Source organism: Vibrio fluvialis (assembly GCF_900460245.1).
GTDB classification, from domain to species: Bacteria; Pseudomonadota; Gammaproteobacteria; order Enterobacterales; family Vibrionaceae; genus Vibrio; species Vibrio fluvialis.
This window is the reverse complement of record NZ_UHIP01000002.1, coordinates 903,669-915,947: the sequence shown is the minus strand read 5'-3', so window position 1 is coordinate 915,947 and position 12,279 is coordinate 903,669. Positions and strand designations below refer to the sequence as shown.

The following is a 12,279-nucleotide window of genomic DNA, read 5'->3' as shown; positions in this document are numbered from 1 at the left end:
GCCATCGCTTCCCCTTTCTTTGTTCATGCCGAATTAACGCAGAATCGGATGACGTCTATCCAGATGCAGTGGACGAGCACGTTTTATCGTTAACGACTGCTTTTTCTTCCACTGGATATGACACAGCTCCATTACCAGGCCAAACGCCATCGCGAAGTAGACATAGCCTTTGTTGATGTGCCATTCAACACCTTCAGCCATCAGCAAGCCGCCCAGCAGTACCAGGAACAACAGCGCCAGCGTTTTGAAACCAGGGTAACGGCTGACTAACGCGTTAATCTTGGCCGCGGTCAGGATCATGATCACCGCCGACACCAGAATCGCTGCCACCATCACTGGGATATCGTTGGTCAAACCGACAGCGGTGATCACCGAGTCCATAGAAAATACCGCGTCAACTGCGACAATTTGTAGCAGTACAACGGTCAGTCCGGCACTGACATTCGCGCTTTTCTGATGCTCGACGTGGGTCAACCAAGACCACAGTTCTTTTGCGGCTTTAATGAACAAGAATACACCGCCACCAATCAGGATAAAGTCACGGCCTGACAGCTCGTTACCCAACAGTGTGACAATAGGGCTGGTGAGAGACATCACCCAGCTGATCGAAAACACCAAACCGATACGCGCGGTCACGGCCAGCGCAATACCCAAATTACGCGCCAGCGCTCTCTGATGCTGCGGCAAGCGTTCACACAAGACGGAGATAAATACAACGTTGTCGACACCAAGCACCACTTCCAATGCCAACAATGTGGCAAAAATGGCCCAAGTTTCCGGTTGTAGTAATAGTTCTAGCATGTGGCCTCCTTAGTCAAGGAAGCGGAGTAAAACGAAGAAAGGAATGGGATTGGTCGCCTGAAGGGGTCGTCCATTAGTGATAATAACCTCTGTTACTTAGGAGGCATAAGTAAATCATTCGGCGAGATTTACGACAAGATCTCCATTTGTAACAAGCTATGTAAATATCGTACTGACCAATATTGTTTTGCATACGATTCACAACAGAAATGTGTTTTTCTTATCGTGCCGATGTTCACGCGGTGTCTTACCGCTCCAGCGTTTAAAGCGGGTACTGAAATTAGCACTGTTTGCATAGCCCACCATTTCGCCGATGTGTTGTATCGACCAGTCTGAGCGAGCCAGCAATCGTGCCGCATATTCCATACGCAGGCGGGTCAGATGTGCTTTCGGGCTGTGGTGATAATAACTCTGACTTAAGCGATGCAGATGTGGTACCGAGCACGGCACCAAAGCGGCAATTTGATCCACCGTCCAATCTCGATGCAGCTGTTTTTGTACTTGTTCAAACGCACGGTTTAAACGCACGTGCATGCGTGATTGCGCGTTTGGTGCAGGTGAACTGAGCAAATCATTAATTTGTTCCACCGCATGCTGCGCAACACGCTGTCCTAATTCCGGTGGCAGTGTCATGGTGCGTACCAGCGTTTGAATACAGGAAAACATCACGTCGGTGATTGGCGTTAAATCGTATTGTAGGTGTGTACCGGCGACACATCGCCATTCGTGACGCGGTGTCAAAAACAACCACGCCAGCTGCCAATCTTCCTCTTCGATACCAAAGCCATTCTCACAACCCGCGGGGACGACGATCAGCGATCCGGGCTCCAATACGTAACGCTCTTGCCCACTTTGCAGCCAGCCTTTGCCTTTCACCGTAAACAGCAACATATGCTGGCCCGGAGATTTCCGATACACGCTGAACGATTCGCGACACGTCGCGAGGCCACACTGCACGATGCCACTCTGTTCCAGATGCAGTGCATGTTCCTGATCGATGATCTGATGCGTCGTTTTGTCGGAAATTCGGTAATGTTCCTGCTTATCCTGAATCATGAGAGTTTGGCAAACATTTGAGAGGGAATTGAACAATACAAAGATCCGCCCAGCCCCTACACTGGCAGCGTTAATTCCTTCGAGTGAGATCTCACCCATGATGGCCTCTTTTCGTCAGCTGGACCGTCCGTTCTGGCAAAAATTAATTCAAATCGGCGTGCCTGTCTCCCTGCAGTCAATGCTGTTTTCTCTGTTGGGCGTGGTCGATATATTTATGGTCAGTCAGCTCGGTGAAGCCGCGACCGCCGCCGTCGGTGTCGGTAACCGGATTTTCTTTTTCAATCTGATCGTCATCGTAGGTGCCAGCGGTGCGGTGAGTGTGCTGGCTTCACAATATTTTGGTGCGGGCAATCTCGACGGTGTGCGCCGTGTTCTGGCGCAATCTTGGGTGGTCGCGCTGCTGTTTACTTTGCCATTTATGATGCTGTATCTGATTGCGCCGCAGTCGGTGGTGTCTGTCATCGCATCCGATCCGCAATACGTCTCGCTGGCGACAGACTATCTATGGGTCACTGGCGCCAGCCTGTTTTGCACCGCATTGGTAGTCCCCGTTGAAGGCGCTTTACGCTCGGTTGGCGAGGCGACACTGCCTACGCGAGTCAGCATCATCGCCATCATCATTAACGCGATTCTTAATGCGCTGCTGATCTTCGGCCTGTTTGGCTTTCCGGAGCTTGGCGTGCTGGGAGCAGGGATTGGCACATCCATTTCTCGTCTATGTCAAACCGCAATGCTCTTTTACGCCTTGCGCCGTCGCTACCCGCATCTCTTGCCGACCCGCGACAACTGGCGACAAGCAAAGTCACCTCAGCATCGTGCACGCTATTACAAAGTGGCTTGGCCAATGATCGTGCACGACACTGGTTGGGCAGCGGGCATTCTGGTCTACAACGTGATTGTCGGTCAATTGGGTGTCTCGGAGCTGGCGATCATCTCCCTGCTTTCGCCAATAGAGAGTGTGCTGATTTCTGCATTCCTTGGCTTTGCCGTCGCCGCGTCAATTATTTTGGGCAACGAGATAGGCGCCCAGAACTATCAACGGGTGGAAAGTACTGCCTGGTGGTATGTGCTTACCAGCTGCGCACTGGCCTTGCTACTCGCTCTGTTGTGCTATCTCGCCAAACCTTGGCTTGCCTGGCTTATCAGCCACAGTCCGCTGGAAGACTCAGCGATGGCACTCAATGTCTGCCTGGTCATGGCGTTTGGCATGGTGCTGCGGGTGTTCAACATGGTTGGCATCGGCGGCGTACTGAAAAGCGGCGGCGATATTCGCTACAGCATTTTCATCGACCTGTTCGGTCAATGGGCCATTGGTATCCCGCTCGCTTATTTCACTGGTTTAGTCTTGGGCTGGCCGTTGCACTGGGTGTTGATGGTTATTTGGCTGGAAGAAGGGGCAAAAATTTTTCTTACCACACAACGCATTTTCTCTAAACGATGGATTAACAACCTCATCAATGACGGTGACTCACCCACTCTCACTGCCTGAAACACGATGAAAAAAGCCTGACGGACGAGGGAGGGAGTTCGCGAGTCAGGCCAGAGGGTCGTGTAACTTTATTGTTGTTGTGTTTGCAATGTGACGTCGCCGCGCGCTATTGCGCTAAGTGGTCACATTTGGCCGCACAAATAAAATCGTTCTTGTGTAGGCCTTTAATCGAATGACTCCACCATGTCACCGTCACTTTACCCCATTCGAGTAAAATACTCGGATGGTGAAATTCCTCTTCAGCTAACTGTGCAATCTGATTTGCAAACGCCCAAGCCAGCTTAAAGTTCTTAAAACGGTACACTTTTTCAAGTTGCGGAATACCATCGCGATGGATAAGCGCCCATCCTTCCAGCTCGCTCAGAAGCGTTTGCTGTTCATCTTGTGTCAAAGCGGTCGCATCGGCACTGCAAGCTTCGCAGCGTAATTCATCAAGCATGAGTTTCTTCCTTCGGTGTGAATAATGGTGGCAGTAAACCTGCCGCCATGGCTTTTTCTACATGGCTCATCAGATCGGTCTGACTAAGCTGATACAACTGGCGGATATCATCCAGTACATAATAGACCGGCTGCATGATATCGATGCGATACGGTGTCCGCAGGACATTATGTAAGTTAAAACTTTCCCGATCAGGGATGGTACTGTCGAGTGAATAGATGGTTTCGCCCGGTGAGGAAAGAATACCACCACCATAAATTTTGGTATTGCTGCCCTCTTTCACTAATCCAAACTCTACCGTGAACCAGTAGAGGCGAGCGAGATAGACCCGCTGCTGTGGAGTCGCGTTTTTCCCCAGTTGTCCATAGGTGTGAGTAAACGCGGCGAAATCCGGATGAGTGAGCATTGCGCAGTGACCGAAGATTTCATGGAAGAAATCCGGCTCTTGCAGATAATCGAACTCTTCCCGGCTACGCAGAAACGTCGCAACAGGGAATTTTTTGTCCGCCAGCAGGGCAAAAAAACGGTCAAAATTAATCAGTGCGGGGACCGGCGAAACCTGCCAGCCCGTTTCTCGCATCAGAACTTCATTAATTTCAGGTAGTTGTGGAACACGATCAACGGGAAGATTGAGCATTTCCAATCCATCAAGATAAGCCTGACAAGCCCGTGAACGAATCACAGATTGTTGGCGCTGAACCAGGTCGCGCCAGATGGCATCTTCTTGCGAATCCCAGTCGACTAATCCCTTACTATTCACTGGCTTGGAATGATACTTGGTCATCACCCCTCTCCTTAACAATTCCGTTACATTAAGCCTATCGCCTTCGAAATTGGCTGCCAATGATCTGTTCAGAATACCGCCAAAAACCAGTGTAACATTTTATTTACATTGTCAGTTTTTTTGCTTATATATCAGCAAGCTGATTATTGGGCGCAGGTTTGACTTTACTGAAAAATGGTCAAAACTTGATGCATTACAAAAAAAATCACACACTCATCGAGGATGTTATGCCACACGCCACGCCCCTTTGGACTCCCAGCCAGGACCGAATTGAATCATCCAACCTGCAGCAGTTTCTCCGCCATATCAACATGCAGGGTGAAGCCTTAGATGCCTATGAGCAGTTACATCGTTGGTCGGTCACGGATAAGAAAAAATTCTGGCTCGAAGTGTGGCAATTCTGCGACGTGATCGGGTATTGCGGTGACTGCATTCACGGAGAAGGCATTGCGCGTTGGGATGAATTTGTACCGGCTCGCGATACTATCTGGTTTCCTCAGGCACAACTCAATTACGCGGAGAATTTACTCTCCTACGCGTATCAGCAGCCCGACGGTGTGGCTATTTGGTTTAAAAACGAAAATGGCCAGAGCCGCAAACTGACTTGGCAACAACTGTGCGATCAGGTTTCTGTCGTGCAGCAATGGCTGACTCAAAATGGGGTCGGCCGCGGTGACGTGGTCGCGGGTTATCTCCCCTACTTGCCAGAAACCATCGTTGCCATGCTGGCTACCACCAGTCTCGGTGCGGTTTGGACATCCACCTCACCGGACTTTGGTGTCGACAGCGTGGTGGAGCGCTTTGGCCAAGTGCAGCCTAAAATTCTTTTCTGCTGCAATGGCTACAGCTTCAATGGCAAACCCCATGTGATGGAAGAGCGCAACGCCAGCATTGTCGCAGCGATCCCTTCCATCGAAAACACCTGCCAGATTGAGTATCTCCAACAGCGTACTTACAGTCAGGATTTCAATGACACATTTTCGGACTGGCAGGCGATTCTCGCCAGTTATCTGCCACGTGGCATCGAATTCGAGCGGGTCGGTTTTAACGATCCGCTGTTTATTCTCTATTCTTCCGGCACAACGGGTCAGCCAAAGTGCATTGCGCATTCCGTTGGCGGTATCGTGCTCAATCACCTCAAAGAACATCAGTTGCATTGTGACATTCAGCCGGGTGACCGCGTGTTTTATTACACCACCTGTGGCTGGATGATGTGGAACTGGCACGTCTCCGCACTGGCGAGCGGCGCGACTCTGGTTGTTTACGATGGCAGTCCGATGTATCCCCAACCGAGCGTATTGTGGGAACTGGCTCAGGAAACGCAGATGACGCTGTTCGGCACTTCGGCCAAATACATTGAAGCGCTGCAAAAGAGTCACTTTTCACCCAGTGATTTTTATGACTTAAGCGCGCTGAAAACGCTCTGCTCAACCGGTTCAGTGCTCTACCCTGAGCAGTTTGAATACGTCTATGCCGACATTAAGGCCGATTTACACTTGGCGTCTATTTCCGGGGGCACTGACATCTGCGGCTGCTTTGTTCTGGGCAATCCGATTTCCCCCGTCTACAGCGGTGAGTGTCAGGGAGCCGGTCTCGGAATGGACATCGCGGTGTTTGATGACGAAGGTGTGGCCGTGAGTCAGCAGCGCGGTGAGTTGGTGTGCCGAAACAGTTTTCCCAACCAACCCATCGGTTTCTGGCACGATAATGGTGAACGATACCACCACGCATACTGGGACAAATATCCTGGCGTTTGGCATCACGGCGATGAGATAGAGCTTACGGCTCACCGCGGCTACCGCTTTTACGGTCGCAGTGACACCACGCTTAATCCGGGTGGCGTGCGCATCGGAACGGCGGAAATTTATCAGCAGGTCAATCAGTTAGAAGAAGTGCTCGATTCGATTGCCGTCGGCCAAAAGCAAGGCAACGATGAAGAGATCGTCCTGTTTGTTCAGTTGCACGATAAGGCATTTTTGACCGATGAACTGAAAGACAAAATTCGCAAAACACTGCGCACCCACTGCTCGCCACGCCATGTACCAGCCCGAATTTATCCCGTCAGTGAGGTACCACGCACTAAATCAGGCAAGTTGGTCGAGCTGGCGGTGAAACAGACATTGCAAGGACAACCGGTAAAGAATCTGGGCGCAATTGCCAACCCGACGGTGCTGCATGAAATCGAACAGATCTTTGAAAATGAGCAACCATAACCGGGCAAGATGAACCGGATATCATGCTGGCGTGAGTATTTTTCATTACTCTATTTTTCTTTAATAATGATATGCTTGCGCCACCGTATACTGCTTTATTTATTTTATGGATTATATTCATCTATCGAGATTCAGTTTAAAGCACCTGACGGCACTGCACGTCATGCTCAGCACTCGCAGTGTCACGCAGACCGCTGCCCGACTGTGCGTCAGCCCCTCCAGCATCAGTAAAATCCTCGCTCAGTTACGTGAACTGCTCGATGACGACTTGTTTTACCGCGACAGCAATCAGTTGATTCCAACGCCCTATGCCCTGCAAATGGGTCCTGCGGTTCACAGCATTTTATCCAGCATGAACGGTCTTCTTCATCAGGCCAACTTTGATCCCAAACTCTATAACGGCCACTATCGGCTCGCCATGCGTGAGAGCACGCTCGAGCTCTTCGCCGAAGACATCGCTAACATCATTTCCGAATGCTCACCCAATCTCTCTTTGACGATCCATTCTAAGGAGTATTACGGATTTGAAGCGCTTCAGCGCGGTGTGATTGATTTCATGATTCTGCCGCACGACATCAGCCAACCTCCGACTCACGCTCAGGATCTGGTTTGGCATATTATCGCCGACGACGAAATGGTGTGCCTGATGAATCCCAACCATCCGCTGGCTCAAGGCGAAATGACCACCGAAGACTACCTGTCTTACAAACACATCGCCATTCTCGATAAGGAGCTCAGTGAGCCCTATTTTGAGAAGAATCTCGCTCAGCGTCATAAGTCACGCCAGATTGCGGTCACCACCGCAGACTTCGGCGCAGCGGCAATCATGTGCCAACATACGGATCTGCTGTTTACCTGCTCTAAACACTGGGCAGACAGAGCTCATCAGGCGCAAGGGTTGATTTACAAGACGCTGCCGTTTGACTACGGAACGGTGGCTTACAGTTTGGTATGGAATAAGCCGAGCATGAATGATCAGGCAATGAAGTGGTTGTGTAAGCGCCTCACCAAAGGTCAGTGCGGTTGCTAATCAGCGGCAAGCGATACGGGAAAAGTAAAAAGGTCAGCACATGCTGACCTTTTTATTCTGTTTTTGCTTTTATTTATTTCAAACCCTAGCCATGAGTTGTTAGTCAATAAACAGATTCTGGTATGAAAATGGTCAGGGGAACTGCTTAATAACCAAATTCATATTTGCAGTGTATGTATTGTAGGACTTTTCCGACAGTGAAATTACGTAAATAGTCAATTTACGATTTGGAAAAACCTTGCGGCCCTAGGCTTTGGGCAACGCTACCCAGAATGTATTGAGTTCATTTTCTCGTGGCATCAGTTCAATCGTGCCGCGATGCAGCTTGGCGATGTCTTTAGTAATCGACATACCCAGTCCCGCTCCATCGCCTTTTTCGGTGTTCGCACGATAGAAGTTTTCAAACAGTTTCTCGCGGGTTTCTTCGCTTAACGCTGCGCCGCTGTCGCTCACCCACACGTTGACTGCACCGCCCGCCTCTTTCAGCGTGACTTTAATTTGCGAACCTTGGCCAGAATAACGAATGGCGTTATCGACCAAATTGGTAAACAGAATGCGCAGTAGCGACTCATCCCCCAGCACATAGATATCATCACCATCGAGCGACAGTTCTTGCTGATGACGCAGCGCAAATGGCACCAGTTCCGCCAATACACCCTGCACAAGTTTAGTCAGGTTAATGCTTGAGAACGTGAGGTCGTGAATACTCTCCACTTTAGCCAGCATCAACAGCTGTTGAATCAGGCGGTCGGTACGCTCTATACCGCGCAAAATGTTGTTCAAATCAGATTTGAGCTGATCCTCATTCTGGCTCAACAATGCGTTTTCTGCGTTGAGGCGCAGGACCGTGAGCGGCGTTTTCAGCTCATGCGCAGCCATGCGGGTAAATCGTCGCTCCCGTTGCCAGGCATGATCCAGTTCCGTCAGCAATACGTTTAAGGCATCGACCAGCGGCGATAACTCCACCGTTGGATTGGACACATAGATACTGTCGAGCTTGTTGGCATTACGCTGAGTAATGGCGCGTTTGAGTTCGGAAATCGGTTGGAAATGCTTGCCGATCAATAACGTCATCACCAGCGCCAGGCAAGGGATCATAATCAATTGCGGCAGTGCGGTTGAAAGTGCCAGTTCGCGGCTCATCTCGTTTCGAATCGACTGCTTTTCCGCCACGATCACGTATTCAGGCTTGGTGTGGTAACGATCCGGCAGTGGCAACTGGAAATAACGCCATGTCTGTCCATCAATATCAAAATAACCAAAGCCGGCATAACGTGGATCGTGGGCCGTTCGGGCGATATCAGGAATGGAGCTCCACACCAGTTCACCGCTGTGATAGAACTGAATCAGAATATTGCGTTCATACGGGTGTCCAAACGTGGTAGGTGAATCATCACTTCCAGCTTGCGCTTTGATGCGCTGCATCCAGGTATCGAGAATTTGGCTGGCTCGTCTGGCTTCCAACCCTTCTTCCTTGAACGGCATGCCGAGCAGCAGCATTTTGGCCGATTGCCCCAAGCGTGCATCGTACACTTCTTCGATTTCATGCTGGGAGGCACTGAAACTGAAAAACAGCGACAGAAGAATGAGTCCGCTGGAGAGCAGAACAACCGCAATGGTGAGGCGTTTTTTGATCGAAAACGCTTTTACGTGATTATTTTTCAATGATGTAACCCACGCCGCGAATGTTTTTGATGACATCATTGGAGACTTTTTTGCGTAGGTTATGAATGTGAACTTCGATGGCGTTATCGCTCGAGCCTTCATCCCAACCATGCAGTGATTGTTGCAACTGCTCTTTGCTCATCACTCGGCCAGCATGTGTCATCAGAGACGCCAGAAGTTTGAATTCGTTGTTGGTCAGTTTCAGTCGGTTTCCCTGATAATCGACCGACTGTTCAGAGAGCGACAGTGACAACTCTCCCACTTCAATACGCGTGTCACAGTAGCCCGATTGACGGCGAATCAGTACCCGCAGGCGCGCCATCAACTCTTCCAGTGCAAACGGCTTGATCAGGTAATCGTCCGCACCGCCATCAAGGCCTTTCACCCGATCTTCGATGTCGTCACGCGCAGTCAGAATCAGCACCGGCAAAGTAAAACCCGCGCGGCGAATGTTGCGTAGCACCACCAGACCATCAATATCCGGCAGCGTGAGATCGAGGATCACCGCGATAAACTGTTCGGTTTTGAGCACGGTTTCCACACCGGAACCGCGCTCAACCCAATCGACGGTGTATCCATGGCGACTTAACGAGGTCACCATTGAGCGTCCTAACAGGACATCATCTTCTACAAGCAACAAACGCATTACTAATTGAGTTCTCCAAGTTTTTGGGCAATTTCTTGTTGTCGGCCCTGATCAGCCAGCGGACGATCCGGACGTGGCTTCGCGTGCTGCGCTTTGGTCAGATATTGAATCGCTTCTGCTTTGCGACCATCCTGAGCCAGGAAATCACCATAAAAGTAATTCGGATCAATACCTTCCGGATTTATTTCCAACGCTTTATGCAGCATTTTTTCCGCTTTGTCATCATCACCAAAGCCGATAGGCCAGCCCGGTACCTGATAGTATAGCGAACCTAAACTGGTATACGCAGAGCCATCTAACGTTTCCGGCGCTTTTTCAATAACTTGTTCCAGCAGTACTTTCGCTTCCTTCACCAACGACAACGCCCCCAGACCACCTTTCGCTCCAGCGAGTGAGGATTTATTGATCGCCAGCCACACTTTGAGATCCTGGCGCTCCGGCTCCTGCGTCAACGCCTCTTCATTGCGTTTGATGAGGTTTTCCAGACAGTAAACCTGATGATCTTTGTCTTTGGACTGATACTGACACACGGCCCATTTTTTCTGAATAGTCAGCAGCGGATCAGCACTCGCTGCTGATACCGAAAGAGAAGTCCCCAGCGTCAGCGCAGCTGCGAACATTGCCATATTCCGTTTCATTGTTTGTTCCCTCATGATTTACCGTGAACCTGATTGATGTATTGATGAATGGTGTCCTGCTGTTTGCGAATCGATTTTGACACCACTCCGGGAATGATTTGGTTGAGGCGTGCAAACAGCTTCTCTGGCCAGCCAATCCATCTCGACGCCTGTTCATCTTCCAAAATAGAGACCACGTGTTTGGCAACCACACTTGGCGCATCGCTGTGATTACCTAACTGGCGATTCATTTCAGTCACGCGATCATCGTTAAGATCGGTTTTCGTCGCACGTGGCGCCAAATACAGCACGCGAATGCCTGCACCATCAAGTTCACGATCCAGCGCTTCACTAAAGCGCTGCACGCCCGCTTTCGCCGCGCAGTAGGTGGTGTAGCCGGGAAAACCGATGGATCCAAACGTAGAACCGATGTTGAGGATGATCCCTGGTCTTTGCAGCCAATTCAGTGCCGACTGGCTGGTCAGAATCGGCGTCATCAGATTGAGGTGAATCTCCTCTTGCAGCGATTTGGCGCTGCGCTGGGCGAGGAAACTGAACTGATTGTTGCCCGCGTTGTTGATCAGCACATCAATGCGCTGCTCGTTTTGCACCTGCTCAAGCCCGAACGCTTTGAGCTGCTCTTCACTGTCCGGTTGCTGAAAATCAATGCAGAGTGTCTGATGACGTTCAGGGTCATTCAGGCTGTTCTTCAACGCTTCCAGTTTATTGCGGTTACGCGCCACCAGCACCAGCGATGCGCCTTTCGCTTCGAGCGCGTGTGCGATCTCCTGACCGATTCCCCCGGAGGCCCCCGTCAGCAGTACGCGTTTACCTTGCAAATTCATCTCTCTCTCCTTACGCTGCGCGCTGTAACGCATCAGGCGTCAGGCCACGCAACATATCGCCATACAAGCGAAACACCATATTGGCCGAATCGATAATGGCTTGCTGATCCAGCGGATCGGTGATTTGGTTCATCAGCCCTTCAAACAGCTGAATGTGGTCCTGATCGAGCACGCTGTGCGATGTCAGATAACTCATCGCGCTGTCCGGCAAATTCAGTTTATCCTTGACCAACGCCGCCACCTGACCACCGACGCCTACACTGGTACCTTCAAGCACCCAAACCATACCGAAAAAAGCCATCGGGTTGACCCGGTCAATCTGGTGATAGAGGTAAGCCACCATCAGTTCGATCGGTGCGCCGACTCTCCCTTGAGCCTGATTCGCACGCACCATACCTGCATCTGCACCACACGCTTTGATGTCGTTGAGAATCCACTCGTGGTGGCCCTTCTCTTCTTCGATGTACTCACCAATCGCCTGACGCAACCATTCATATTTCTCCGGCAAGCGCCCACCACAAGCCATCAAGAGTGGTACGGTGTGTTTCACGTGATGGTATGCTTGCGTCAGAAACGCAACGTAGGTTTCGCGGTCGATATCCCCTTTTGCACACTGGGCAAAAATCGGTGCCTGCAACATGGTTTGCTGCGCCGCTAAGGTCTGCTGTTTCAATGTCTGAAAAAATTCACTCAT

12 protein-coding genes are annotated in these 12,279 nt (G+C 50.6%); 3 read left to right on the top strand and 9 right to left on the bottom strand.

What is annotated here, in order from left to right; translation table 11 throughout:
* Positions 1 to 33: 33 nt before the first annotated feature.
* On the bottom strand, positions 34 to 801 hold the full coding sequence (locus DYA43_RS19245; RefSeq protein ID WP_061055407.1) for a TerC family protein: 768 nt from the start codon (positions 799 to 801) through the stop codon (positions 34 to 36).
* A 198-nt stretch (positions 802 to 999) separates the two neighbouring features.
* Entirely contained in the window at positions 1,000 to 1,857 is an 858-nt protein-coding gene (locus tag DYA43_RS19240) for an AraC family transcriptional regulator (RefSeq protein ID WP_061056060.1), read from the bottom strand.
* 97 nt (positions 1,858 to 1,954) lie between these two features.
* Between DYA43_RS19240 and DYA43_RS19235 the strand changes: the two genes are divergently transcribed.
* Positions 1,955 to 3,346 carry an MATE family efflux transporter gene (locus tag DYA43_RS19235; protein ID WP_061055406.1) on the top strand — a complete coding sequence of 464 codons (1,392 nt, stop codon included), beginning with the start codon at positions 1,955 to 1,957 and terminating at the stop codon, positions 3,344 to 3,346.
* 106 nt (positions 3,347 to 3,452) lie between these two features.
* On the opposite strand, the gene DYA43_RS19230 is transcribed toward DYA43_RS19235, so the two are convergent.
* Positions 3,453 to 3,785 (bottom strand): 4a-hydroxytetrahydrobiopterin dehydratase, encoded by a 333-nt coding sequence (locus DYA43_RS19230; RefSeq protein WP_020329019.1) that lies wholly within the window; start codon positions 3,783 to 3,785, stop codon positions 3,453 to 3,455.
* Positions 3,778 to 4,569, bottom strand: a complete 792-nt coding sequence (gene phhA / locus DYA43_RS19225; protein WP_061055405.1) for a phenylalanine 4-monooxygenase — start codon at positions 4,567 to 4,569, stop codon at positions 3,778 to 3,780. The genes DYA43_RS19230 and phhA overlap by 8 nt, the downstream gene beginning before the upstream one ends.
* A gap of 227 nt (positions 4,570 to 4,796) precedes the next feature.
* Here phhA and DYA43_RS19220 point away from each other — a divergent pair, with 227 nt between their 5' ends.
* Both DYA43_RS19220 and DYA43_RS19215 read left to right on the top strand, forming a co-directional pair.
* Positions 4,797 to 6,782, top strand: a complete 1,986-nt coding sequence (locus tag DYA43_RS19220) for an acetoacetate--CoA ligase (RefSeq protein WP_061056059.1) — start codon at positions 4,797 to 4,799, stop codon at positions 6,780 to 6,782.
* Positions 6,783 to 6,888: 106 nt separating this feature from the next.
* A complete protein-coding gene (locus DYA43_RS19215; protein ID WP_024375478.1) occupies positions 6,889 to 7,812 on the top strand; it encodes a LysR family transcriptional regulator in 924 nt (307 codons plus the stop codon).
* A 246-nt stretch (positions 7,813 to 8,058) separates the two neighbouring features.
* Here the strand turns inward: DYA43_RS19215 and DYA43_RS19210 are convergent, their stop codons facing one another.
* From DYA43_RS19210 to DYA43_RS19190, 5 genes are read right to left on the bottom strand one after another with little or no spacing between them, the layout of a single operon-like run.
* Positions 8,059 to 9,513: a sensor histidine kinase gene (locus tag DYA43_RS19210; RefSeq protein WP_370446026.1), complete on the bottom strand. Its 1,455-nt coding sequence runs from the start codon at positions 9,511 to 9,513 to the stop codon at positions 8,059 to 8,061.
* On the bottom strand, positions 9,467 to 10,123 hold the full coding sequence (locus DYA43_RS19205) for a response regulator (protein WP_024375479.1): 657 nt from the start codon (positions 10,121 to 10,123) through the stop codon (positions 9,467 to 9,469). The genes DYA43_RS19210 and DYA43_RS19205 overlap by 47 nt, the downstream gene beginning before the upstream one ends.
* Positions 10,124 to 10,125: 2 nt before the next feature.
* Positions 10,126 to 10,761, bottom strand: a complete 636-nt coding sequence (locus DYA43_RS19200) for a tetratricopeptide repeat protein (RefSeq protein ID WP_047459868.1) — start codon at positions 10,759 to 10,761, stop codon at positions 10,126 to 10,128.
* A gap of 11 nt (positions 10,762 to 10,772) precedes the next feature.
* The gene (locus tag DYA43_RS19195; RefSeq protein WP_020329012.1) at positions 10,773 to 11,585 is read right to left on the bottom strand and encodes an SDR family oxidoreductase; all 813 of its coding nucleotides are present in this window, start codon (positions 11,583 to 11,585) and stop codon (positions 10,773 to 10,775) included.
* 10 nt (positions 11,586 to 11,595) lie between these two features.
* The gene (locus DYA43_RS19190; protein ID WP_061055404.1) at positions 11,596 to 12,279 is read right to left on the bottom strand and encodes an iron-containing redox enzyme family protein; all 684 of its coding nucleotides are present in this window, start codon (positions 12,277 to 12,279) and stop codon (positions 11,596 to 11,598) included.